We start from the raw sequence: 24,687 nt of genomic DNA on the forward strand, positions 1-24,687 counted from the left end.
CCTGTGCGGGCAGGGGCCGCGCGGAGAAAGAATAGCGCATTTCCCTTCTTTTTATATGGTATCAGGCGGCAGTATTTGGCATAATTCACGGCTGCTTTGAATAGGGTGGACGCCGTTTCGGCTTAAGACTGCAAACGGCGGGTATCTTGTGTTACTGGCGGACAAAACGTCAGTAACAGAACGATGATTTTTAGAATGTTTCGACGCCTGTGAAGGCGACAAAGGTTTGTCTGATGAGTGAAAAATTACAGAAGGTACTTGCGCGTTCCGGTCAGGGTTCACGACGTGAAGTGGAACTGATGATCCAGGAAGGGCGTGTCAGTATTGATGGCAAAGTTGCCCACTTGGGTGATCGTCTGGATAACCTGGACGTACTTGTGCGTATTGATGGTCACAAAGTAGACCTGGTCAAGCCTTCTGAAGAAGTGTGCCGTGTGCTTGCTTATAACAAACCTGAAGGTGAGTTGTGTACCCGACACGATCCGGAAGGACGCAGAACGGTATTTGACCGCCTGCCACGACTGAGCGAAGGCCGTTGGGTATCTGTCGGTCGTTTGGATGCCAATACATCTGGCCTGCTGCTGTTTACTACCGATGGTGAACTGGCTAATCGCCTGATGCATCCCAGCCGTAGCGTAGAACGTGAGTACATGGTGCGTGTCTTCGGTGAAGTGACTGAGCAGATGGTGAAAAACCTGGTTCACGGTGTACAGCTTGAAGACGGCATGGCCCGTTTTGAAGATGTCGTTTACGCTGGTGGCGAAGGGATGAACCACACTTTCTATGTGGTAATTACCGAAGGCCGTAACCGTGAAGTTCGTCGCCTGTGGGATTCTCAGGGTGTGACGGTGAGCCGACTCAAGCGTGTACGTTATGGCGACATCTTCCTGACCAAAGATTTACCGCGAGGTGGCTGGCTGGAGCTTGAGCTGCAGGAAGTGAACTATCTGCGTGAAATCGTTGAGCTGCCTGAAGAAACGCGTTCGCATCTGACCGTCGAAGGTCTGAAGCGTAAGAAAGGGGTGCGTAAGATCCGTCGTGCCGTTCGTCGTCATGAAGAACGTGTCAGCGATGACTCACGCGGTCGTCGTCGCGACAACCGTCGCCCGGCACCTCAAAACCAGCCTGCTGAAGAGACGGCGCGCTCTGCTGGCAATAAGCGTAAGCCTGCCGGCAACGCTGCCAACCGCAGGAACCCGTTGAAGAACAAACCTGCGAAACCGCGTACTCGCAAGTAAGCGTCGTTCTCGCAAGAATGCTGTGACGCACAGTAAAAAAGCCGACCCGTAAATGGTGGTCGGCTTTTTTGTGCCTGTCAGTTAATGGCAGAGCCGTTCCTGCGCTTATTTAGGCTGAGCATCAATGCACTGTCCGTTGACATCTTTGCTCTCAGGCCCCATCAGGTAAAGGTACAGCGGCATGATGTCTGTCGGTGTTTTCAGCGTTTTAGGATTTTCTCCCGGATAGGCCTTAGCACGCATGCCTGTGCGCGTACCGCCCGGGTTAATCGCATTCACCCGAACGCGGGTGTCGCTCAGCTCGTCAGCCACCACTTGCATCATGCCTTCAGTAGCAAATTTCGAAATCGCATACGCACCCCAAAAAGCCCGGCCATCGTGGCCCACTGTGGAGGAAGTGAAAATGATACGGCCGTCTTCGGATTTCTTAATCAAAGGCATAATCGCCTGAGTGAGCAGGAATTGTGCTTTGACATTGACCTGCATCACTTCGTCAAATGTGTCTTCACCCAGTTGGTCAAAAGGGCTGAGCACACCAAGCAGGCTTGCGTTATGCAGCACACCGTCAAGGCGACCAAACTGATCGTTAATGGTGTCTGTCATATCCAGATAGTTCTGTTTTGAAGCGCCTTTCATGTCCAGCGGGATGATTGCCGGCTGCGGGTAACCCAACGTCTCTATTTCATCGTATACGGCTTCCAGCTTGGCAACCGTGCGGCCCAGCAGAATGACGGTCGCACCGTGAGCTGCGTAGCTGATAGCGGCCTGGCGGCCGATACCGTCACCGGCACCTGTCACCAGAATGACACGGTCTTTGAGTGAGTCAGCGGCAGTTTGATAATTCACTTGCTTTCCTTCTTGGTAAGGCATTTCTTTGTGCCGCTATTGTAGGCGCTTCACGCTCAGGGTGACAAGCCAGCAAGATAGATCGGTAATGAAAAACAGCAGGTTGCTAAGACGGTTAACTGCCAGTATGGTGTGTTTTTCGAGTGCCGGGTGCCTGTCAGGCGATTAATCACTCTGGAAAGCGCAAAATGTAAACCTGAATCGTTAACAAGCCTAGAGGCTTGATTGGATTGGTATTACAATCAGGTAAAACCAGAACATGAGGAAATACGCTTGGATTTTTTGTTTGATTACGGACTTTTTCTGGCCAAGATAATCACTGTCGTGGTTGCTGTCGTCAGTATTTTGGTCATTGTAAAAAGCGTAGGTGGTCGCCAGGGGACGCGAAAAGGGTCGTTGGAAATTACCGATTTGTCTGAACGCTATAAAGAAACCGTTCATCATTTAGAGTCTCACTTGTTCGATAAACCTTTGCTCAAAGCCAGGGAGAAGGCGGAAAAGAAAGCCGAGAAAGAAAAAGGTAAAGCCCGCCAAAGTGAAATTAAAGCAGCGGCAAAATCGGGCGAGTTGTCAGCGACCCGTGAACCACGACTGTTTGTGCTGGACTTTCACGGCAGTATTGATGCCAAAGAAGTGGCCGGATTACGCGAAGAAATTTCGGCTATTCTGGCCGTGGCTGCTGACGGCGATGAAGTTCTCCTGCGGCTGGAAACCGGCGGCGGTATGGTGCATGGCTATGGTCTGGCATCTTCGCAGCTTGATCGCCTTAAACAGGCGGGTATTAAGCTGACCATCGCGGTAGACAAAGTCGCTGCCAGTGGCGGTTATATGATGGCCTGTGTTGCTGATCAGATTATCTCTGCGCCGTTTGCTGTAGTGGGGTCAATTGGTGTTATTGCCCAGTTGCCTAATTTCAGCAAGGTATTGAAAAAGAATGATATTGAGTTCGAACAAATCACAGCTGGTGAGTTTAAACGTACCCTGACTATGTTTGGTGAAAACACAGATAAGGCACGTGAGAAGTTTCAAAGCGAAATTGAAGCGACCCATGGTTTGTTTAAGGATTTTATTGCAGAACATCGTCCGTCTCTGGATCTGGAAACGGTGGCTACCGGAGAGCACTGGTTCGGTAAGCAAGCGATTACGCTGGGTCTGGTCGACAGTATTGGGACCAGTGACGACTTTATTATGAAGGCGTGTAAAGACCGTGAAGTCTTGCAGGTGCATTATGTTCAGCGTAAGAAACTGGCTGAGCGTCTGGCCGGAGCGGGCAGTGAAGCCGCCGACAGTTTGCTGCTGAAATGGATTAGCCGGGGACAGCGGCCGATTATGTAAATAGTAAAGATATAACCCGCCAGCAGGCGGGTTATATCTTTCTGGCTGAAGTAATAACAACAGATTAATGTTTTTATATTTTTGGCATGTTGTCCGTTGTATTAAATAATGTGAGTGAATATTACGCCTTTGAATCGTTTTATTGGTTGTAAAATAATCACAACGGGTCGTTTTGTAGTAAGAAAACGGATATTTCTGTGAGCTGACACAAATAAACAGGGCTGAAAATAGTCAAAGTTCCGTCGAGGTGGTAATGATCTGCGCCCTGTCTGAATACTGGCTCAGAGAGATGAAAAATGGGGGCTGATCGGATAATACAGCGACACTTAACACAGTGTTTACATATGCAGAAGGGTCGAGCAATTAGCCTGAATTTCTTAAAAACAGGTTGACCTTCTTGTATAGTAGCCCAATATTGTAATAGCGTTGCCGTGCGTACACTGTCACTTTTAGCGTGCAACTATATGTTTTTATTTGAAAATTTCGCGAGCACGAGGACGTAATAGAGTCATATGGGTAAATCTCTTGTTATTGTGGAGTCCCCGGCCAAGGCAAAAACGATTAATAAGTACCTTGGTAAGGATTTCATCGTAAAGTCCAGCGTTGGTCATGTTCGAGACCTGTCTACTGGTGGTAGCAGTACGGGTAAAAAAGCGACTGCACCGTCTACGAAAGGTCTGAGCGCTGAAGAGAAAGCACAGATCAAAAAAGAAAAAGAGCATACAGCGCTGATCAATAAAATGGGTGTTAACCCATATAAAGATTGGGAAGCGCATTATGCTGTGCTGCCCGGAAAAGAGAAAGTCGTCCAGGAATTGCAAAAGCTGGCTGAGAATGCAGATTATGTCTATCTGGCAACCGATTTGGATCGCGAGGGAGAAGCTATTGCGTGGCACCTTCGTGAGCTCATCGGTGGTGATGAAGAACGCTATAAACGTGTTGTTTTTAATGAAATTACCAAAAATGCGATTCAGCAGGCTTTCGAACATCCGGGTGAACTGAATATTGATGGTGTGAATGCGCAGCAGGCACGCCGTTTCCTTGATCGTGTTGTTGGCTTCATGGTTTCCCCTCTGTTGTGGAAAAAAGTTGCCCGGGGTTTGTCTGCCGGCCGAGTTCAGTCGGTAGCAGTAAAGCTGATTGTTGAGCGAGAGCGTGAGATCAAAGCATTTGTTCCGGAAGAGTTCTGGGATGTTCACGCCAATACGGTAACCGGTGGCAAAGATGCATTGCGTCTGATGGTAGCCCAGCAGGCGGGCAAGGCATTTCGACCGGTCAACAAAGCGGACACAGATGCGGCAGTTTCTTTGCTGGAAAAAGCCGCCTATAAAGTGGCTGAGCGGGAAGATAAACCGACCAGCAGTAAACCTTCTGCACCTTACATCACATCAACGCTGCAACAAGCGGCCAGTACCCGTTTAGGGTATGGTGTCAAGCGCACTATGGGCCTGGCTCAGCGTTTGTACGAAGCGGGTTATATTACCTATATGCGTACTGACTCGACTAACTTGTCCAAAGAAGCGGTCGAGGCTGTGCGTGGCTATATTGCCTCTGAATATGGTGAAAATTACCTGCCTGCCAACCCTGTGGTGTACGGCAGCAAGGGCAATGCACAAGAAGCGCACGAGGCGATTCGTCCATCAAGTGTCGATATCCAGCCAGCTGATCTGGAAGGCATGGATCAGGATGCCGTCAAACTGTATGACCTGATCTGGCGCCAGTTTGTGGCTTGTCAGATGACAGCGGCTCAATATGACTCCAGCACCATTACCGTGCAGGCCGATAACTTCACACTGAAAGCCAAAGGCCGGACATTACGTTTTGCCGGTTGGACCAAAGTGCAGCGTCCGTCTGGCAAGAATGAAGATACGACTCTGCCGACCGTTCAGGTGGGTGATGTTCTGACGCTGGACAGTTTAGAACCTAAGCAGCACTTCACTAAACCGCCTGCGCGTTTCACTGAAGCGGCACTGGTTAAAGAGTTGGAAAAGCGCGGTATTGGCCGTCCTTCGACTTATGCATCGATCATTTCTACTATTCAGGATCGTGGCTATGTTAAAGTGGATCAGCGTCGATTCTATGCGGAAAAAATGGGTGAAATAGTCTCTGATCGTTTGGAAGACAGTTTTTCAGATCTGATGGACTACGATTTCACCGCCCGCATGGAAGGCAATCTGGATAAGATTGCAGAAGGACAGGCAAACTGGAAATCGGTGCTCGACAAATTCTTCAGTGATTTTACCGATGAACTGGTCAAAGCCGAGCAGGATGAAGATGAAGGCGGAATGAAGCCGAACAAAATCGTTCTGACCGATATTGAGTGTCCGACCTGCTCCCGTCCTATGGGGATCCGTACCGCCTCTACCGGGGTTTTCCTGGGTTGCTCGGGTTATGCTCTGCCTCCGAAGGAGCGCTGTAAGACCACCATTAACCTGGGTGATGAAGAAGGCGTGGTGAACGTGCTGGAAGAGGACGTGGAAACCGCTGCTTTACGGGCTAAGAAACGTTGTTCTAAGTGTGGTACAGCGATGGATGCCTATCTCATCGACCAAAGCCGTAAACTGCATGTCTGTGGTAATAACCCGGGCTGTGATGGCTTTGAGGTTGAAAAAGGTGAATTCAAACTCAAAGGCTATGAAGGTCCTGTGGTTGAGTGCGATAAATGCGGCTCAGACATGGAACTGAAAAATGGTCGTTTCGGCAAATATATGGGCTGTACCAATGAAGCCTGTAAGAACACGCGGAAAATTCTGAAAAACGGTGAGGTAGCGCCACCAAAAGAAGATCCGGTTCATTTGCCTGAGCTGCCCTGTACTCAGGATCCGGATGCGTATTTTGTGTTGCGTGATGGTGCATCAGGACTGTTCCTGGCGGCCAGTACCTTCCCTAAATCCCGTGAGACCCGCGCACCTCTGGTGGAAGAGCTGGTTCGCTTTAAAGACAGATTGTCACCTAAGTTTCAGTATCTGACTGAGGCGCCGACCGAAGATCCGGATGGCCTGAAGACAGTGGTTCGTTTTAGCCGCAAGACTAAAGAGAACTATGTCCGCTCAGAAGTAGACGGTAAACCAACCGGTTATACCGCACTCTACGATGCCGGAAAATGGCTCATTACCGATAAGCGCAAAAACGCCAAAAAAGAGAAATAATGAAAAACCGCCGCAAGGCGGTTTTTTTATGCTTCCGTTTTGGTTTTGGCTGGTGAGGTGGCTTTGTCCTGCCCGCTCAGGTTCTCTTCGGCTGATGATGTCAGCTGTGTTCGATCAGCCTTAGGCTTGCGGTTGACCTGAATCACAGCGAACACGACCAGCGTTATCCCGAGCAGGTGATAGATTGTAAATGACTCATCAAGTAGGGTGATCGCGAAGACTGCTGTCATGGCCGGGCCGATATTGCTGGTCAGGCTGACTGCCGAAGGGGTCAGGCGCGCCATCGCGGCTGCAATCAGATAGGACGGCAAGACAGTGCAGAAAAATCCCAGTGCAATGCCCAGCAAGGCCAAATTCAGTGAGATAGTGCTTAGCTGCGCCCCTGACCACTGAAAATGCAGCAGAATGACAATCCCGGCACTGGTCATGCCGAGACTGGTAAATAACTGGCTGCCAAGCTGACTGATCACCCGTTTGCTCAGCACCAGGTAAGTGGCAAAAATCATGGCTGACAGAAGCGCGTACAGGCTGCCGAGCCAGATATCATCACCCAGATGCTGAATATCATGTGCGACAATCAGCGCAATACCCAGATACCCCAGCAGGATGGAAAGGAAAGTCCCCGCTTTGGGCGTTTCTTTTAGAACCAGCATGCTGATCAGAACCACGAACGACGGATACATAAATAACAGTAACCGCTCAAGCTGCGCAGAAATGCTCTCCAGCGCCAGAATGTCGAACAGCGAAGCAAAGTAATAGCCCAGTATCCCAATCAGCATAGCCTGCCAGCCATAGCGCAGGGTTTTTTGTCGCTGCCCGGTATCGCGAAGCAGCCAGCAAAGTATCAACAGATAAAAAGGCAGAGAACTGGCTGCTCTGAGGCTCATGATGGTGACAGCATCACCGCCGAGCTGATAGGCAATTTTGATCAGCACAGGCTTTAATGAGAAAAAGACTGTCCCGATAAGTGCGTAGATAATACCTTGTTTATCAACCGACAGGGTGGAGCCTGGTGCCAGGTCTTGTTCCATTACTCACTTCCTTTTTGTGTTTGAGAACAGGCTGTGAGGCATGGAGGCTGGCTGCATGACTCACAGCCGGGCAAGGGAATTGCTACCGACTGAGGGGTATCCGGGTGAGAAGCCAGCGCAGCAGCAAAATGATATTCATGATGGGTACCTAGGTATCGGTGAGTATTTAAGCTACCGAAGTTTGCATAGCCACACAAGCGATCGGGAAAGATCAGATGAATATGCCAGTTGTTGATGTTCACGGCTGAGAATCTGTGGTGAATCAGCACTACGGCTGCTCCGGGTTTGCCCCGAAGCCAGCCAGTATTTGAGTACCAGTATTTGAGTATTAGTTAATTGAGTATTTATAGAGTGTGACGGACACGGGTCAGGCAAAGCAGCAGCGCAGTGATGAACTGAATGATACCGCACAGCAAGAACAGGCTTTCTGTTCCCAGTGTCACCACCAGATAACCGGATGCCGCCAGACCAAAAGGCATGCCGAGTTTGAACAGTGAGCCGGTGATTCCAGCGACGCGTCCGAGCAGTGTGTCGCTGAAGGCTTCCTGCCGGTAACTCCAGATACAGATAGAACTCATCAAACCTATACTGCTGATCAAAAAGAAGGACAGGGCTAACACCGGCGCACTGGGCAGCAGGGCCGGCAGGGCAAATCCCACGGATTCAAAGGCGATGGAAAGAATCAGCAGCATTCCCAGACCGATACGTTTTCTGATCTTATCGGCGACTAATCCGCCCAGAATACCGCCGATCCCCGATGCAGCAATCAGATAACTGACTTCCAGGTTGGTCATCATGAGCGTGGCTTTGGCAAAGTATATCGCCTGGACATGAAACACAGCGCCTGTGGTGTTAATGACCACAACGGAGACGGTGATCAGGCACATGGTCTTATCTGCACTCAGCGCCTGCCAGCCTTCTTTGAGTGCGGTGAGGACAGGCGGATGAGTCACAGGGGCTGCTGGTGTAAATGGCATTCGGTGAAGTTGCACAAATGCAATCAGGTAGAAAACGATGAGCAGCAGGAACACCTGATGGATTGCCGCCATCAGTAGCAGCACACCGGACAGTACCGGCCCGACGGTCTCAAGAAAGCTGTACATGGTGCTGAAACGTGCGGTTGCCGTATTTTGCAAAGCTTGCGGCAGCGCTGTTTTCATCATGCCAAGCCGCGCATTGTGGTAGCCGTAATCGAAAGCCATCATCATGAAAGCGGCCGGAAAGAGTGCCCAGAGTGGTTTTGCCAGCCATTCTACGGCGGTATAAGCAATGAGCAGGCAAAGACACTGGCCAATCAGCATAACCTGTGACCAGTGCTTGCGGTTCACACGGTCGACCCAAACCCCGATGAACAGTGCCAGCAACAGATTCGGTAAATACTCTACAGCGCGCATCCAGCCCATCCATTCGGACGATGCTGTCAGCTCATACACGAGCAGTGGCAGCGCCAGACTGTAAATTTTGGCGCCGAAGGCAGCAAAAAAGGCACTGGAGAGCAGAATGAGAAACTTCGGCTCTTGCCAAATGCCCGTTTGGGGTTGGGTGACGGTTGTCATCATAAATTCCTTTTCACATCATAGAGATTTACGATTATCCGTGATAAAAGTGGAAGAAAAAGTGTAAACAATAACAAGGGATTTCACCTTTTATGCGCTATTGGCGAGCATTAATGTATTTCAGGGAAGAACTGGCGGTCGGACAAGCCCGGTCAATCTCACTCGACACTTTGGCGCAGAGACTCGCCTGTACCCGGCGCAATGCTCAGATTGTGATTAAGAAGCTGGTTGAGGAAGGCTGGATAAGCTGGCAGCCGGGTGTCGGTCGCGGTAACTTACCGACAATTTGTCTGAAAAAACCGGTTGATTCGGTTCTTAAGCAGGAAGCATTGTCGCTGCTGGCTCAGCATCAGGTGGAGCGTGCCACAGCCTTAGTGCCCGAGCCACAAAGGCAGGGGTTGCTGGCAGAGTACCTGGCTGGTTGCCGTCGTTCGGATAACCGTTCGGGTAACCGTTCGGGTAACCGTTCGATACCGCAGCAGGAACAAAGCGATGTGCTGCGTATCCCGTTTTATCGGGGGATTCATGATCTGGATGCCGTGCAGCTCTCCCGGCGGACCGAAGTGCATCTCGGCAGCTACCTTTATGCCGGTTTGCTGCAACGGGATCCTGATTCAGGGCGGATTTACGGCGACTTAGCCGCACACTGGGAGCGTGATGGCTGCGACTGGCATATCACACTCAGAAAAGGGCTGACGTTTCATGACGGTTCGCCCCTGGATGCTTTAGCGGTGCAAGCCCATTTTGCCCGTTTGCAAGCGTCTGACAGCAGTAACCGCAGGCTGTTCGAATGTATTGAGGAGGTTGTGGTGCTCGCGCCGCTGCGCCTGAAACTGACCACGAATGCCACGGCTGGTTTCATACCAACCCTGTTAACACAAAAGGCGGCAGGTATCTCGAAAGTATCCCGCGACGGGCGGATTCTCGGCGCCGGTGCTTTTCGTCTTGATGAGCACACTGAGTGGCTGACCCGGCTGAGTGCATTTGACCAATACCATGGCTATCGGCCCTGGCTCGATGCCGTGGAGATCTGGAACATTGGCGATCAGGCAATGGATTTTGAGGTCAGCAGTGATGTGGTTCATCCCTGGCTGGTGCCGGGACAGACAGCGCCGTTTTCGCAGCTCGAAGGCTGGGAAAAAGGGTGTGAGTATGCGCTGCTGAATGAAAATCGTGCTGGCTGGATGGCGGTGCCGGCACACAGGCAGCGATTATCCGCTTTTGTTCGTCAGATGCCGCTGCCTGCTGCTATGGTACCGGCAGATTACCGTGTTGCGAAAGGCATGTTGCAATCTGATCTGTCCTGTCACCACACCGGGGTGGCTGTGGATTTCTCAGACCTGGCAGTGCCTGACGCTCCGCTCTCTGTGCTGACTTATCAGTTGCGGGATCATATTGCCCTGGCTGAGCAACTGGCAGCGGCACTCAATGCCGCCGGTATTCCGGCGACTTGCTGTGTGGAAACATTTCCGGACTTCAACCAGGCAGAGCGGCTGGCTCAGGCGGATATCATTATTTCCGGTGAAGTGTTTGGCGAAGATGCGGAACTGAGCTGGATGGAATGGCTCAAGGCGAGCACTGCGCTGGCCGTATGCCTGCAGTCTCAGCAGCAGACACGGTTGCGGCGAGAATTAGAAACCGTCTTTCTGTCTGACAATCTGGCTGAGCGGCTGGACAAATTTCAGGAGATCGAACAATGGCTGGTGGACATCGGCATCTATCGTCCCTTGTGGCAAAACCGCCAGCAGCTCAATGTCCGAAGTCATCTCAATGGGGTATCACTGCTGGCGAATGGCTGGATTGATTTCAGCCGTGTGGTATTCAGCTCACCATAGCGGTGGCCGGAATGCCGCTGTGGAAGCGGAAATCTTGATCCGGGGTGTTGATGAGTCCGGCTTCGCGCTGGCCAATGTGCAGAATCCGGTCACTGATATCGTTACCGGCAATTTGCTCGGCCAGTTTCAGGTAATCCTGATAATGACGGGCTTCAGAGCGCAGTAACGAGATGTAAAACTTCTTGAGTTCATCATCAAGAAACGGAGCCAGTCTGGCGAAACGCTCGCAGGAACGAGCTTCAATGTAAGCGCCAACAATCAGTTTATCGATCAAGGTGGCGGGCTCATGAGTACGCACGGCTTTCATCAGCCCGCGGGCATAGTTGCCGGCACTCAGGTTTGAGTAAGCGATGCCGCGCTTGTCCATGATTTCAAGTACCTGTTCAAAGTGGTGGAATTCTTCTTTGATCAGGCGAACCATCCTATCAATCAGATCCTGGCCGTAAGGACAATCCGCCCTTGCTGTCAGTTCAGCACTCAGGCCATTCTTTCTGCCGTGGAAGGCGTCTTTTTGGCGTGACCTGCCATAGACGAAATCTTCGTACGGTTTGGCCCAGTCTAGCAGTGCCTGGCCGCTTTTCTCATCCACGGCGTATTTGCGGATCAGGAAAATAGCGGTCTGGCTGGCTTTCAGCTCACAGTTACAGTGATCAACCAGCAAGGCATTGAGGTTTTCCGGTTTGCGTGCCTCCTCAAGCCAGCTCTCTGGGGTTTCGCAATGCAGAAACCGGCGGACGGGAAGAAGTAGCTCGTTGATCATGCTCTGAGTGTCTGTCATGGATGAGTCTTATTGCTGAGTTGAACAGGGGAAAGAAAACCGGCGGATTATAACAAAGCTCTTTCTGAGCGGCCAGAGAATGACGGATATTGGCTCACCGGAAGAAACTAAGAAAAAAATGAACCACTTAGCTTTAAAAAATAGGGCTGTATCATCGTTATTCCATTTTGGTGTGTTTATACTGAAAACGTATGTGTCGATGGCTGGTGAAGGAGGTCTGCCGGTTATTGACATCCAGATACATCAGAAAAGGACTTTATATGCACTTACCCCGGATTGCCCCCTGGTTACTGGCCGCTGTGACTTTACCTTTGAGTGTTAATGCGCAGGCTGAACAAGCGTGCGGGCATGTCACCATTGCCGACATGAACTGGAATTCCGCCACCTTTATTGCCCATTTGGATCAGTTTATTTTACAGCAAGGATACGGCTGTGACGCCGAGCTTGTTCCCGGCGACAGCATTCCTACCACAACGTCCATGATTGAAAAAAGTGAGCCGGATATTGCCCCTGAAATGTGGAGCAATACCATGCGCGAAGCACTGGATAAAGGTGTTAAGGAAGGTCGGTTGCGCTATGCCGGTGTGACGTTATCTGACGGGGGTGAAGAAGGCTTTTGGGTGCCGGCCTACATGGTGGACAAAGAGCCAAGCCTGAAAACTCTGGCTGGGGTGAAAGCCAATGCCGGTTTGTTTAAGCATCCTGAAGACCCGGATAAATCCGCCATGATGGGCTGTCCTGCTGGCTGGACCTGCCAGATCACTTCTGAGCATTTGTTTGACGCACTCAAATTGGGCGATTCAGGTTTTGAGCTGGTGGATCCCGGTTCAGGCGCTGGTCTGGCGGCATCCATTGCAAAAGCCTATGAGCGGCAGGAGCCTTGGTTTGGTTACTACTGGGCGCCCACCGCGGTTCTGGGCAAGTACGAGATGGTGAAAGTAGACTTCGGCACAGGGGTAGATGCCGAGCATTATAAGGCTTGTATTACTCAGGCTGACTGTCTGGACCCCAAACCGACCATGTATCCGCCGTCACCGGTTGATACTGTGGTGACTGAGAGTTTTGCGGCACGAGCGCCTGACGCGCTGGCCTATTTATCAAAGCGCGCCTTTACCAATCCGCAAATGAACCGCATGCTGGCCTGGATGGAAGACAACCAGGCCGACGGTGAAATCGCTGCAGAGCACTTTCTCGCAGATAATGAGTCACTGTGGAGCCAGTGGGTAACGCCGGAAGCGTTACCGCGCATTAAGCAAGCCCTGGCGGCTCGCTGAACCAGCCAGACCCGGTAGCTGCCGGGTCTGTTCATTTTACCGATCTACGGCACCCCGATATGTCTGAACTCTCCTGGATTACCGATTTCCCCCAACTTGACCGTTATCAACTGCTCGCGATTCGTAAAACCCTCGATGGCGCATATCGTACGTTTTCACGTGAGTACGGCGACAGTATTGAATCTTTTTTTGACCCGCTGCTCTCTATGCTGATTGGCTTTGAAAAGCTGCTGCTGAACACCCCCTGGTGGCTGATGATTGCCATATTAGCCGGACTGGCTTTTTATGCCAGCCGTTCCTGGAAGCTGGTATGCGGTGTGGTGGTTGCTTTTGTGTTCATTGGTCTTTTCGGTATGTGGGAAGATACTATGCGTACTATGAGCATCATTATTGCTTCCACCCTGCTGGCGATAGTACTGGGTTTACCGATAGGGATTCTGATGGCCCGTTCAGACAGGGCGCAAAGTGTGATCACCCCGCTGCTGGATGTGATGCAAACCATGCCGGCGTTTGTGTACCTGATCCCGGTTGTGATGCTGTTGGGCATAGGCAAAATACCGGGCCTGATTGCTGTGGTGATTTATGCGATCCCCCCTGTGATCCGCCTGACTAATCTGGGTATCCGGCTGGTGGACAAAGAAGTGCTCGAAGCGGCAGAAGCGTATGGCGCGAGCGGCTGGCAACGGTTGACTGGTGTGCAGTTACCGCTGGCGATGCCGACTATCATGGCGGGGATTAATCAGACCATTATGATGGCGCTGGCCATGGTGGTGATAGCGTCCATGATTGGCGTAAAAGGCTTGGGGCAGCCTGTTCTTAAATCGATTACCAACCAGTATTTTACGCTGGGTCTGCTCAACGGGCTGGCCATAGTGGCGCTGGCTATCATTTTTGATCGTATCTCTCAAAGCTATGCCCGGCGCACTCAGCAACATCTTTCGGGGCGAAAACATGACTGATTCAATCCACACGCAAGACACAGGCACCACGCCGCTCATCCGTGTGCGCGATTTGTACAAGGTGTTCGGCCCCCAATCTGAGCGGGTACTGAAACAGGTGCATGCCGGAAAATCGAAATCTGCCATTCTGGCGGAAACCGGGCATACGGTCGGCCTGAACAAGATTAACCTGTCGATATGCCAGGGCGAGATATTTGTCGTGATGGGTTTGTCCGGTTCAGGCAAGTCGACCTTGATCCGGCATTTTAATCGTCTTATTGAGCCGTCTGCCGGCCAGGTGGAAATTGACGGGGTGGATGTCACTGCTTTGAGTGCTTCTGCATTGCAGGCATTCCGGCGACAGCGGATGGCAATGGTCTTTCAGCGTTTTGCCTTACTGCCTCACCGGACTGTGTTGCAAAACATTGGCTATGGCCTGCAAATACAAGGCGTTGATAACAGTGAGTGGCGGGAAAAAGCCAGCTACTGGCTGGAGACTGTGGGGCTGGCAGGCTATGGCGAACACTATCCATCGAGCTTGTCCGGCGGGCAGCAGCAGCGGGTTGGACTGGCGAGGGCACTTTGCACCGATGCCGATATACTGCTGATGGATGAGGCCTTTTCGGCACTGGACCCGCTGATTCGCAGCGAGATGCAGGAGCAGCTGATGGCCCTGCAGTCCAAACTCGGTAAGACCATCATCTTTATTACACACGATCTGGACGAAGCACTGCGGCTGGGAGACAGGATCGCGATATTGCGCGACGGTGAGCTGATTCAGCAGGGCCGGCCTGTGGATATTTTGCTGCACCCCATTGACGATTATGTCGAAGCCTTTGTTAAAGATGTGAATCGGTCCAGAGTGCTGAAAGTCGAGGCTGTCATGTCGCCGGGCGCGCACTGTGTTGGGTTATGTTCGGTATCTGAGGCGAACCGCTACATGGAGCAGCATAGCCTGAACGAAGTTTATGTACTGAATGAGCAGCAGCGGTATCTGGGCGTGCTGACCCGTCACAGTATTGAAAAGGCCATGACTGACGATCCGGATGGACAGTTAGAAGAATCGGCCTTGCTGCCGGTGCCTGCGATTTCGCGTCACCAGCTGCTAGAGCAGGTGTTGCCCGTCACCCTGGAGGCAGATGTCGCTTTGCCTGTGCTGGGAGAGCAAGGGGAAGTGTGTGGCCGTCTATCACGTTCCACACTGGCCAAAGTGCTCAGTGAACATCATGTCCTAAACGCCACATCGTAATCACCACGTCGTAATCACAATGTCGGCTAATTAATTGTTCGGTACAGCCCAAACGAATCAGGCCGCTTAAAAGCGGCCTGATTGGATTAGCAATGTGCTGTCTTTACCATTTCTTTTTCGGCTGGAACAGGATATCCAGTTCGTCCTGCTCTTTTTCCAGCATTTCCTGGCGCTGTTTCGCATTGCTCTGATTCTGCGAGCTGTCAATTTCATCCAGCATGGCCTGCAATTTTTCGCGGGCCTGGTTAGCATAATTGTGATTTTTGGTCGCCAGCGCATCCAGCCCTTTTCTTAACAGCTGTTTGGCAGTACCAATCTGGCGTTTCATGCGGGCATCGTTGGCACGTTTAACAACGTTTTCAATGTTGATACGCAGCTGTAACCCTTCCAGACGCGCATTCTCAGCAACGAATGCCTGGGTGCCCAGACGGCCTTTGCTGTGTTCGCTTTTAACTACCTGTTTCAGGCGTTTAACCAACTGCAGCATAGCAATAGCCTGACGGTCTGTGGTGGGTACTTTAAAGCCAGACATTTCGTTAGGAGTGTAATTTTGCTGCAGCTGATGAATCTGCTCCCGGACGTTGTTAATACGCTGGGGCATAGAGCGATCTTTTTGATCAACCTCGAACATGCTTTCCAGGGCTGACAGAATGCGTTGATTCAGACAGACCAGTAGTTCTTTGCTGTAAGGCAAATGATGAGCATGACCTATCAGATCTTCACTGGAGTCGATGATGGCAATGTGCTTGGCCAATTCCTGCTGCTTCTGGCTCTCCAGCTGCTGCCGGTACTGAATGATAACGTTATAACCCACAACCAGGACTAACAACAGGCCGATAAGACCGACCACTAAAGGTATACTCATAAAACTCGATCAGATAATCCACAGACAAATGAAGCCATAAGATACACCATCTGATCATGAGGTCATAGCATAGGGTAGAATTTTGCTCATAGCCTCACATTCGCAGTGCGCACATTTTTACATTGGGAGAGGCCGCCGGTGACCTGTCGCTAACGCCGGGCCAGTATAGATTTCCGCCTGTTGTCAAATTATGGTGGTCAGAACCCTTGTGTTGCTGTACATGTGCATTTTAGACACTATGATACTGTATATAACATAGTGAAATAGATAGTCGCATTGTTAGAATGTAACGGACTATATTTGGGGCGGGAAAATGAAACTACAACAATTACGCTATATCGTTGAGGTGGTAAACCATAATCTCAATGTGTCCTCAACGGCTGAAAATCTGTATACCTCTCAACCGGGCATCAGCAAGCAGGTACGTTTACTTGAGGATGAGCTCGGCATTCAAATTTTCGAGCGTAGCGGTAAGCACCTGACCAAAGTGACGCCAGCGGGTGAGAACATTGTCCGTATTGCTCGTGATATTCTTTCGCGAGTAGAAAGCATTAAATCGGTTGCCGGCGAGTATACGCACCCGGAAATGGGCACACTGCATATCGCGACGACACACACACAGGCGCGTTATGCGTTACCGAATGTGATTCAGGGCTTTATTGAACGTTACCCGAAAGTTTCATTACACATGCACCAGGGAACACCTTCCCAGATAGCGGATGCGGTTTCCAAGGGCACCACTGTCTTTGCCATAGCAACGGAAGCACTGCATTTATATCAGGACATGATTATGTTGCCGTGCTATCACTGGAATCGCTCAATTGTGGTGCGCTCGGATCATCCCTTGGCCCAGAAGAAAGATATTACGATTCACGATCTGGCGGCTTATCCCTTAGTGACTTACGTATTTGGTTTTACCGGGCGTTCTGAACTGGATAATGCGTTTAACCGCTCCGGGCTAACACCGCGTATTGTGTTTACGGCGACAGATGCTGATGTGATCAAGACCTATGTGCGTCTGGGAATTGGCGTCGGTGTGATGGCGAGCATGGCGATTGATCCTGAGACGGATCATGATCTGGTTGCCATTGATGCCAGCCACATTTTTGAAGCCAGTACGACGACCATTGGCTTTAAGAAAGGCACCTTCCTGCGTACCTATATGTACGATTTCATGGAGCGCTTCGCCCCGCATCTGACCCGGAACGTGGTTGATCAGGCATTAGCACTCAAGAGTAATGATGAAATAGAAGCCATGTTTGCCAGTATTAAACTGCCGGTGCGCTGAGTTATTAAAGCCCTGCAGTAATCAATAAGCCGCATTCTGCGGCTTTTTTGTACTCTCATCACTATTCACTGCTTTTGCGACCTGATATGAGATAAAATACGGCCCTTTAGTTAATTAGCGTATCAGGGGCGTCAATGTCTGCCTATTCAGACACATTTTGTCAGTTGGATGCCTTGCTCACTCAGGAACGAGCATACTGGCAGTTTATGCCTTTCGCCTGCCACGAATATCCTTGGCAGCACAGTATGCCTGCGCTGTCGGACTGGCTGGATTCTCTGTCCGATCAGGATGTGGCGAACTTATTGGAAGACACTGCTGCGCTCATTGGTGAATTAGCGGTTTTTCTCCCAGTTCTGCCTGAAATGCATCAACTTGCCAATATTCCTGTACTGCCTCCAGTCTCAGAGATTTCGCCGCGTCTGCCTCGAGGATTAGATGTCGGGATTCCGGGCCGGAAATGGCAGCAGGTGCTGGCATTCAATGCAGTACTGCCTTCGCACAAGCTTCCCTGGCTGGAATGGTGTGCCGGGAAAGGATATTTAGGGCGCGTGCTTGCAGCATGTCATAACACCCGGGTCACCAGCCTTGAATGGCAACGCAGTTTGACTGAAGACGGTCAGTCTGCAGCGAACCAGTTAGGGTTGCCAATGACCTTCGTTCAGGCGGATGCTTTTGCACCGGAAAGCGCCAGTGTGATACGACCAAATCAGCATGCGGTGGCTTTACATGCCTGCGGCGATCTGCACGTCAGTTTGCTGGAGCGGGTGGCTGCAAAGCGCACAGCGGCAGTCAGTATCTCACCTTGCTGCTACCACCTGATCCGTCATGATGCGTATCAACCATTGTCGGCACCGGCAATAAAGAGTGAGCTGAGATTGTCAAAGCACGATCTGAGAATGCCGTTGCAGGAAACCGTCACAGCCGGACAACGGGTGAAACAGCAGCGATTTGTCGAAGTCAGTTACCGTCTGGGCTTTAATGCTTTGCAGAAACATCTGACCCACAATGACGCTTATTTGCCTGTCCCCAACGTACAGAAAGCCCTTTTAAAGAATGGTTTTGCTGATTTTTGTCTGTGGGCCGCTCAGCAAAAAGGATTGCAACTGCCGGAGGACATTGATTATGCGCACTGGCAGCAAAAGGGAGAAGCCTGCTTTCGGAAGGTAGAGCGCATGGAACTGGTTCGTCAGGCTTTTCGCCGACCCCTTGAAATGTGGTTGGTTTTTGACAGGGCACTGTTTATGGAAGATGCCGGATATCAGGTGTCTGTAGGCACATTTTGTGATAAACCCATCACACCAAGAAATATTCTTATTCACGCACAATTGGAGAAATAATGGAGACAAGCACGCTGATTTTCTGTGCGCTGGCTTTATCGGCTGGTTGTTTTGTTCAAAGTACCGTTGGCTTTGGCATGGCCATTGTGGCGGCGCCGATTGTGTATTTTTATGAACCACGTTTTGTTCCGGGTGTGGTGACATTTGTTGGTCTGATACTGGCGCTGATTAATATGTGGCAGTACCGGCGAATGATTTCATTTACCGGAATGAGCGCGGCGTTTGTGGGGCGTGTGCCTGGCACCATAGTTGCCGGCTGGATCTTGGTATACATCAGTGCTGAGCATCTGGCTCTGATACTGGGCGTAGGTGTGTTACTGGCGGTTCTGATCAGTTTATCTAAGGTTCGTTTCAAACCTACCCCGAAAGCCTTGTTTGTGGCTGGTTTTACGTCGGGCCTGATGGGGACGACAACCAGTATTGGTGGCCCACCTATGGCTTTAGTGCTGCAGCATGCGGAAGCCGGAAAATTAAGGGCAAATCTGGCTGTGTATTTTGTTTTCAGCTGTGTTTTATCGCTGGTTGCCCTTTCGGCAACGGGCCACTTCAGTCTGTGGCACCTGAAATACGCATTGATTGTGCTGCCCGCACCGATATTGACTACCTTGTTAGCATATAAGGTTCAGCATTTAATCAAAACTGAATGGGTCAGATATGCCTTGCTGGTGCTGTGTACTTTTGCCGGCATGGCGGCCATGTGGCAGGGACTCAGCCCTATGTGGACGTAACATTACAGAGGCCGCTGAGAGCAGCGGCCTCTGATGTTGGATGGGGTAGGTGTGGTTAGCTGGCTTTGGGGATGATGTTGAACAGATTAAATTGTCGCTGTTCCAGCTCATGGGCGGGCATGGGTTTGCCCAGATAGTATCCCTGACAATAGTCAAACTCGCATTGCTGGATATATTCCAGCTGTTCAGGCGTCTCAACACCCTCGGCGACCAGTTTCAGGTTCAGCTTGTCGCAGATTGCACAGGTCGCTTCCACAATGGCCCGGCTGCTCTGGTTATTGGCCTGCACGAAGCTCTGATCTAATTTCACCATAGTGATGGGCAGGTTCTGCAACTGAGAGAGTGACGAATAACCGGTACCAAAATCGTCCAGGTGAAGTTCAATGCCCAGTTCTGCCAAATCGACGAGGCATTGCTTGGCGTCATCATACTCCTGCAACATGGCAGACTCAGTGAGCTCTAATGCCAGTTGGCTGGCGTTAATGTCGTAGTGTTCGAGTAATGTTCCGATATAAGTTGCGAGACTGGCATGGAGCTGGGCCCGGGACAGATTCACACTGACAGTAAAACGCTTACCATAGGTTTTATTCCAGTGTGAAAGCTGCATACAAGCTTGTTTCAGCGTCCATTTTCCTAGCGGCACTATCTGGCCGGTTTCTTCAGCAAGCGGAATAAATTCAGACGGTGCCACCTGGCCGAGATCTTCATCATACCAGCGAATTAATGCTTCGAATCCACCTAACCGATTGTTTTTTAAATCGACTATGGGCTGGTAATACAGTTCAAAGGCGTCAGCATCCATGGCTAGCGTCAGGTGATGGCGCAATGTCATTTTACGGTATAAATCTTCAGCCATCTCAGGAGAGAAATGATGGCAGCGATTACGCCCCCTCAGTTTGGCGCGGTGCATTGCCATGTCGGCCTGAGTGATGAGGGTTTCAATTTTCTTTGCGTCATTGGGGAAGCTGGCCATCCCGATACTGCAGCCAATGGATAACTCACCTACCTCTTTCAGGTGAAAAGGCTTATTGAGATTGGTAATGAGTTTTCGCGCAAACTGGGCCGGATCTTCAACCTGGCGGTGGTCAATCTGGATGATGAATTCATCTCCGCCAAAACGGGCCAGTAAGCCATTGAATTTTACAATTTCGCTGAGTCGAATAGCGATAGCCCGCAACATCTTATCGCCGATGGCATGACCATAGGTGTCATTGATGAGCTTAAACCCGTCCACATCAAGAAACAGCAAGGTATAAGGCTGAGACGAATGCTGAGAGGCGTGGATAGCAGTAATCATGCCCCTGCGGTTCAGCAGGCCGGTCAGGTAGTCGTGTTCTGATTGGTATTTCGCTTGTTTTAACTGCTCTTTTTCCTGGCTGATATTGACCAGACTGAGTAAGAGCTGTTGTTTGTCAGCCAGCCACTTGCCATCAATGCTAAACCAGTCGTAGTTTCGGCCTGTCCAGCACAGCTTTCTGTGGTTTACCACTTGTCCTTCACTGGCATCATGCAACCATTTCTCTGCCAATTTGATGTCGCCGACAAAAGTTGCGAGGCTGTCCAGCTGTTCACCAAAAGCGTGAATGAAGGCGCGATTGGCACTCAGCAGCTGCCCTTCAGAAGAAAAAAGCAGGGCAAGATTTGAGCCATCAGAAAATGCCAGTTCTCGTCTCAGGCTGGCTTCCTCAGAAATAACATGAACCAGCATGGCGATTCTGCCATCTTCGCTCGGAATACCAGAAAAATGACACAATGCATTTTTCACTTTGCTCTTTGGGCTGTAGCTCCACCAAAGCTTTAGCGACTCACCGCGTTTGAACATTTGTAAATAGTCATTCAGGGTTGCTTCTACCGCGTCGGACATATCCTGTCCCAGGTCCCGTGATCTAAGCTCGCTCAGGCTCTCTGCCTCCCAAAGGGGAAGTGCAGCAGAATTCGCCCAGATAATGGCTTTGTTTTCAATGTCGAAAACCCATACCGGGGATTGCAGATATTCAAAGGTCGTAAAGAATTGGCTCATACCAGATAAAGGAATGACTTTAAAGGGGCAATGCCTCAACGATAGCCTAAATTGCCTGTGGCATACATGCGACAGGGTGTAAAGCGTGATCTTGATTCAGGAAGTGCGTGTTGCGTAAATGTAAATTAATGATAAATAAGTACAAATAGTGAACTAGGAGTGGGTCTTTTGGCTCGGTAGTGCACTGTACAAGTGATGAGTTAACTTCTGAGAAAGGGCTTAGCTAAACAGCTAAGCCCAGAGTTATTCTTACTCTACAAGTAAATGCACACTCACTTTTCATTATGAAACTCAGTGTGCATTTTTATGGTGTTTTACCCGACGGCAGGAATAAGTCCGGCCATCTGGAGGAACTGTGCTGTGATGATCAGCACACCTGCTCCGGTAGCCATTATGAGAGCAGGTTTGCCGCCGCTGACCTGGTACTCACCGATTGTCTGTCGTTGTCCTCGTTGAACATGCACCATGGCCACTGGCAGAAAGATAGCCAGAATGACGAGCGCAATCGCCGCATAACCCAGCGCCATAATAAAGCCTTGAGGATAAAACAGAGCAAAGCACAGCGGTGGTACGAAGGTAAAAAGAGCCGTTTGTACTCTGCCGGATTTTGAATTTTTCTGATTTAAGGTATCAGACAGGAAGTCAAACAAGCCCAGGCTTACCCCGAGGAAAGAGGTCGCCAGCGCAAGGTCTGCAAAGACAGAGACGGAATTACTGACCATAGGGCTTTTTAGCAGCGTGCTCAGTGCGGCAATAAAGCTGCCCAGGCTGGAATTGGCGATCAGATCAGACTGGCTGAGAATGCCCTGGCTGGCGACTTGCCACAGCAGATAAATGACTAAAGGCACAGAGGCACCCACTATCATCACCTTGCGCAGCGCTTTCATGTCTATGCCCACATAGCGGACGATAGAAGGAATGCTGCCGTGGAAGCCAAATGAGGTAAATACCACTGGTAGTGCCGAGATGAGCAGACCTTTTTCGACTGGCATATCAACCAGGTGTTGCCCCTGAATATGCGGCAATAACAGGCTTAGCATAATAACCAGCGCAATAATTTTCAGCGTGAACAGGATACGGTTTACCAAATCTACCGAGTGTGTCCCGACCGATACCACAGTGGCAATCAGTAAAGTGAACAACACTGTGCCAGCCTGAGGCATGACATCAAGTCCAAGCCAGCCGGATAACTTGTCATTTAACTGGGCACCGCCACCGGCAATATAAGCCGCGCACAATGCGTAAAACAGAAACATCATCGCAATGTTGGCGACAACTTGTCCTTTTGTACCCAGCAGCTCTTTCGCCAGCGAGTGGAGAGTGGCCGAAGGATCAGCATGTTGATGGACTTCCAGCATAAGCAGCGCTGTGTATACCATCAGCGCCCAGATACCGACCATTGTTAGTGTGGCGGTTGTAAAACCCAATCCGGCCGATGCCAGCGGCAGAGCCAGCATCCCTGCGCCAATGGTTGTTCCGGCAATAATTAAAGTACTGCCGAAGGTTTTGTTCATGCTCATCGAGTAAAAACTCCCTGTATTTTTATTGGTTTAATTAATGGGAGAGGGGGGCGGTAAGGCTGATTCTCTCCGAAGAAAAAATATAGCCACAATGGTGCACTGGGTTGGAAGGAATTGATATGTTCAGGTTTCTTTACAACACGCTCGACCACTGCGGCCGACGATAATAGAATTTCATGGCAAACTTACTCATAACATTTGTACAACAATTAGTGTTTTTGTCTGCAAATTACACTTATTGGCAGGCGTAATTTACTGCCGTCACTTTAAATGCAGAAAAATGACCTGTCAACTTTTGTTTATTTTTGTGTAAATGTAAGTTTACAACATGAGTGATTGTGCAGTGCGTGTAATGCATTGCACCGGAGGGGGTTTTCAATTATCAGTGCTTAAGATTCTCTCGTGGTTGACTAAGTGTTACAGTGAAGTGCCAACTGAATAAATAAGAGGAACAACATGTTGCAAGTTGTCATGATAAGTACCGGTGAAGAAGTCCTGCATGGAGATATCGTTGATACCAATGCTGCATGGCTGTCCCGTTTGTTTTTTCAGAACGGCTTCGCGCTGTCGCGACGCACTACGGTCGGCGATCAGCTTGAAAGTCTGGCATCGGAAATAGAACAGTGCAGCCTGACGGCTGATATCGTTATTGTAAATGGTGGTCTGGGACCGACCACCGATGATTTGACAGCCCAGGCTGCAGCCATTGCAGCAGGAGCCGGTTTAGAGCAGTCGGAATTCTGGGTTGAGCAAATGATCGAGAAGTATCGGACTCTGGGGCGGGACATGCCGCAGGCAAACCTGAAGCAGGCCATGTTGCCAGAGGGAGCAGACGTACTGGATAACCCGGTTGGTACCGCATGCGGCTTCATGATGAAGCTGAACCGTGCGCATTTGTTCTTCACCCCGGGTGTACCCAGCGAATTTAAAGTCATGGTAGAAGACGAGATTCTGCCTAGGCTGAAATCGCTGCACCCGGATGTCGCAAGTCTTGAGTGTCACCGGCTGTACAGTTTCGGATTATCAGAGTCAGGCATCAACGATACTTTGGCTTCCCTGTCCTTACCGCCGTTATTCCAGCTGGGTTACCGCTCTTACTTGCCTTTTATTGAAGTGAAGTTGTTTGCACCTAAAGATGATACTCAGGCCGCTGCTGTGTTAGCGCAAATTCAGACGCGTCTGGGTGAGAACATTGTCGGTGCTGGTGAAACCTTGCTGGATACCATAGGTACGCATTTCTCCAAAGCCCCTCTTACATTAACGGTGGCAGAGCAGTTTACCGGCGGTGATGTACTTAACTGGCTGCAGGATAATCCGACAACTCAGACCGCATTAAGTCAGGGATGGTTGCTGACAACTCAGGTCGATCCCTCTTTGAGCGACGCAGAACCTATGGGGGCCTCTTTAGCGATGGCCGCCGCCGCCCGGCAGCAAACTGGCTCTGATCTGGCACTGGTTTGTGGCCCGCTGTATGACAACAGTATTGCGATTGCCCTGTCTACACCAAATGGCGATTGGGCGCAGCACGTGCGTACCAGGCGACAGTATGCCAATAAGCCTCATCGTAAAATGGTCGCGACTTTGATGCTGGATATGTTGCGCCGGTGGCAAACGGGTCAGACTGTGATTGGCCAGTATGAATCGTTCGAGAGACTGAGCGAGTTGTTTTTACCGGCCGAGCCGAACTGATCTCAGGACGG

At 50.5% G+C, this 24,687-nt stretch carries 18 protein-coding genes; 11 read left to right on the forward strand and 7 right to left on the reverse strand.

Features of this window, described 5'->3' with window-relative positions; genetic code table 11:
• Positions 1-233: 233 nt before the first annotated feature.
• Complete coding sequence (gene rluB / locus Q4491_RS01620) at positions 234-1,238, forward strand: 23S rRNA pseudouridine(2605) synthase RluB (RefSeq protein ID WP_192015297.1); 1,005 nt, start codon at positions 234-236, stop codon at positions 1,236-1,238.
• 105 nt (positions 1,239-1,343) lie between these two features.
• Here the strand turns inward: rluB and Q4491_RS01625 are convergent, their stop codons facing one another.
• Positions 1,344-2,084, reverse strand: coding sequence for a YciK family oxidoreductase (locus Q4491_RS01625; protein WP_192015298.1), 741 nt, complete (start codon positions 2,082-2,084; stop codon positions 1,344-1,346).
• 273 nt (positions 2,085-2,357) lie between these two features.
• Here Q4491_RS01625 and sohB point away from each other — a divergent pair, with 273 nt between their 5' ends.
• Together sohB and topA are read left to right on the forward strand one after the other, a co-directional pair.
• Positions 2,358-3,419, forward strand: a complete 1,062-nt coding sequence (gene sohB, locus Q4491_RS01630) for a protease SohB (protein WP_192015299.1) — start codon at positions 2,358-2,360, stop codon at positions 3,417-3,419.
• 512 nt (positions 3,420-3,931) lie between these two features.
• The gene (topA, locus tag Q4491_RS01635) at positions 3,932-6,568 is read left to right on the forward strand and encodes a type I DNA topoisomerase (RefSeq protein ID WP_303453732.1); all 2,637 of its coding nucleotides are present in this window, start codon (positions 3,932-3,934) and stop codon (positions 6,566-6,568) included.
• Between the two features lie 26 nt (positions 6,569-6,594).
• Here topA and Q4491_RS01640 read toward each other — a convergent pair whose 3' ends face one another.
• Positions 6,595-7,599, reverse strand: a complete 1,005-nt coding sequence (locus Q4491_RS01640; protein ID WP_303453735.1) for a DMT family transporter — start codon at positions 7,597-7,599, stop codon at positions 6,595-6,597.
• A 344-nt stretch (positions 7,600-7,943) separates the two neighbouring features.
• A complete protein-coding gene (locus Q4491_RS01645) occupies positions 7,944-9,155 on the reverse strand; it encodes an MFS transporter (RefSeq protein ID WP_303454272.1) in 1,212 nt (403 codons plus the stop codon).
• A gap of 92 nt (positions 9,156-9,247) precedes the next feature.
• On the opposite strand from Q4491_RS01645, the gene Q4491_RS01650 reads away from it, so the two are divergent.
• Complete coding sequence (locus Q4491_RS01650) at positions 9,248-10,990, forward strand: SgrR family transcriptional regulator (RefSeq protein ID WP_303453738.1); 1,743 nt, start codon at positions 9,248-9,250, stop codon at positions 10,988-10,990.
• Here Q4491_RS01650 and miaE read toward each other — a convergent pair.
• Entirely contained in the window at positions 10,977-11,768 is a 792-nt protein-coding gene (gene miaE, locus Q4491_RS01655; RefSeq protein WP_303453741.1) for a tRNA isopentenyl-2-thiomethyl-A-37 hydroxylase MiaE, read from the reverse strand. The genes Q4491_RS01650 and miaE overlap by 14 nt on opposite strands.
• A gap of 260 nt (positions 11,769-12,028) precedes the next feature.
• Between miaE and Q4491_RS01660 the strand changes: the two genes are divergently transcribed.
• Genes Q4491_RS01660 through Q4491_RS01670 form a run of 3 tightly spaced genes read left to right on the forward strand, consistent with a single transcriptional unit; the run spans position 12,029 to position 15,229 of the window.
• Complete coding sequence (locus tag Q4491_RS01660) at positions 12,029-13,042, forward strand: ABC transporter substrate-binding protein (RefSeq protein ID WP_192015304.1); 1,014 nt, start codon at positions 12,029-12,031, stop codon at positions 13,040-13,042.
• Between the two features lie 59 nt (positions 13,043-13,101).
• On the forward strand, positions 13,102-14,001 hold the full coding sequence (locus Q4491_RS01665; RefSeq protein WP_192015305.1) for a proline/glycine betaine ABC transporter permease: 900 nt from the start codon (positions 13,102-13,104) through the stop codon (positions 13,999-14,001).
• Positions 13,994-15,229 carry a glycine betaine/L-proline ABC transporter ATP-binding protein gene (locus tag Q4491_RS01670; RefSeq protein WP_303453747.1) on the forward strand — a complete coding sequence of 412 codons (1,236 nt, stop codon included), beginning with the start codon at positions 13,994-13,996 and terminating at the stop codon, positions 15,227-15,229. The genes Q4491_RS01665 and Q4491_RS01670 overlap by 8 nt, the downstream gene beginning before the upstream one ends.
• Before the next feature lie 103 nt (positions 15,230-15,332).
• Here the strand turns inward: Q4491_RS01670 and Q4491_RS01675 are convergent, their stop codons facing one another.
• On the reverse strand, positions 15,333-16,094 hold the full coding sequence (locus Q4491_RS01675; RefSeq protein ID WP_027253385.1) for a hypothetical protein: 762 nt from the start codon (positions 16,092-16,094) through the stop codon (positions 15,333-15,335).
• A 313-nt stretch (positions 16,095-16,407) separates the two neighbouring features.
• On the opposite strand from Q4491_RS01675, the gene cysB reads away from it, so the two are divergent.
• The 3 genes from cysB to Q4491_RS01690 all read left to right on the forward strand — a co-directional run bounded on the left by cysB (position 16,408) and on the right by Q4491_RS01690 (position 19,447).
• On the forward strand, positions 16,408-17,382 hold the full coding sequence (cysB, locus tag Q4491_RS01680; protein ID WP_192015307.1) for an HTH-type transcriptional regulator CysB: 975 nt from the start codon (positions 16,408-16,410) through the stop codon (positions 17,380-17,382).
• A gap of 134 nt (positions 17,383-17,516) precedes the next feature.
• Positions 17,517-18,719, forward strand: coding sequence for a methyltransferase (locus tag Q4491_RS01685; protein ID WP_192015308.1), 1,203 nt, complete (start codon positions 17,517-17,519; stop codon positions 18,717-18,719).
• Positions 18,719-19,447 (forward strand): sulfite exporter TauE/SafE family protein, encoded by a 729-nt coding sequence (locus Q4491_RS01690; RefSeq protein WP_192015309.1) that lies wholly within the window; start codon positions 18,719-18,721, stop codon positions 19,445-19,447. The genes Q4491_RS01685 and Q4491_RS01690 overlap by 1 nt, the downstream gene beginning before the upstream one ends.
• A gap of 55 nt (positions 19,448-19,502) precedes the next feature.
• Here Q4491_RS01690 and Q4491_RS01695 read toward each other — a convergent pair whose 3' ends face one another.
• Positions 19,503-21,467: a bifunctional diguanylate cyclase/phosphodiesterase gene (locus Q4491_RS01695; RefSeq protein WP_303453753.1), complete on the reverse strand. Its 1,965-nt coding sequence runs from the start codon at positions 21,465-21,467 to the stop codon at positions 19,503-19,505.
• 314 nt (positions 21,468-21,781) lie between these two features.
• On the reverse strand, positions 21,782-22,987 hold the full coding sequence (gene tyrP / locus Q4491_RS01700) for a tyrosine transporter TyrP (protein ID WP_303453755.1): 1,206 nt from the start codon (positions 22,985-22,987) through the stop codon (positions 21,782-21,784).
• Positions 22,988-23,443: 456 nt separating this feature from the next.
• On the opposite strand from tyrP, the gene Q4491_RS01705 reads away from it, so the two are divergent.
• Positions 23,444-24,676, forward strand: a complete 1,233-nt coding sequence (locus Q4491_RS01705) for a CinA family nicotinamide mononucleotide deamidase-related protein (RefSeq protein WP_303453758.1) — start codon at positions 23,444-23,446, stop codon at positions 24,674-24,676.
• Positions 24,677-24,687 lie beyond the last annotated feature (11 nt).

This window comes from Photobacterium sp. 2_MG-2023 (assembly GCF_030547675.1).
Taxonomy (GTDB): Bacteria; Pseudomonadota; Gammaproteobacteria; order Enterobacterales; family Vibrionaceae; genus Photobacterium; species Photobacterium arenosum.

Coding starts and splice junctions, on each gene's coding strand:
- rluB (WP_192015297.1), top strand. CDS start 234: ATGAGTGAAAAATTACAGAAGGTACTTGCGCGTTCCGGTCAGGGTTCA.
- topA (WP_303453732.1), top strand. CDS start 3,932: ATGGGTAAATCTCTTGTTATTGTGGAGTCCCCGGCCAAGGCAAAAACG.
- Q4491_RS01640 (WP_303453735.1), bottom strand. CDS start 7,599: ATGGAACAAGACCTGGCACCAGGCTCCACCCTGTCGGTTGATAAACAA.
- Q4491_RS01645 (WP_303454272.1), bottom strand. CDS start 9,155: ATGACAACCGTCACCCAACCCCAAACGGGCATTTGGCAAGAGCCGAAG.
- Q4491_RS01650 (WP_303453738.1), top strand. CDS start 9,248: ATGCGCTATTGGCGAGCATTAATGTATTTCAGGGAAGAACTGGCGGTC.
- miaE (WP_303453741.1), bottom strand. CDS start 11,768: ATGACAGACACTCAGAGCATGATCAACGAGCTACTTCTTCCCGTCCGC.
- Q4491_RS01660 (WP_192015304.1), top strand. CDS start 12,029: ATGCACTTACCCCGGATTGCCCCCTGGTTACTGGCCGCTGTGACTTTA.
- Q4491_RS01665 (WP_192015305.1), top strand. CDS start 13,102: ATGTCTGAACTCTCCTGGATTACCGATTTCCCCCAACTTGACCGTTAT.
- Q4491_RS01670 (WP_303453747.1), top strand. CDS start 13,994: ATGACTGATTCAATCCACACGCAAGACACAGGCACCACGCCGCTCATC.
- Q4491_RS01675 (WP_027253385.1), bottom strand. CDS start 16,094: ATGAGTATACCTTTAGTGGTCGGTCTTATCGGCCTGTTGTTAGTCCTG.
- cysB (WP_192015307.1), top strand. CDS start 16,408: ATGAAACTACAACAATTACGCTATATCGTTGAGGTGGTAAACCATAAT.
- Q4491_RS01685 (WP_192015308.1), top strand. CDS start 17,517: ATGTCTGCCTATTCAGACACATTTTGTCAGTTGGATGCCTTGCTCACT.
- Q4491_RS01690 (WP_192015309.1), top strand. CDS start 18,719: ATGGAGACAAGCACGCTGATTTTCTGTGCGCTGGCTTTATCGGCTGGT.
- Q4491_RS01695 (WP_303453753.1), bottom strand. CDS start 21,467: ATGAGCCAATTCTTTACGACCTTTGAATATCTGCAATCCCCGGTATGG.
- tyrP (WP_303453755.1), bottom strand. CDS start 22,987: ATGAGCATGAACAAAACCTTCGGCAGTACTTTAATTATTGCCGGAACA.
- Q4491_RS01705 (WP_303453758.1), top strand. CDS start 23,444: ATGTTGCAAGTTGTCATGATAAGTACCGGTGAAGAAGTCCTGCATGGA.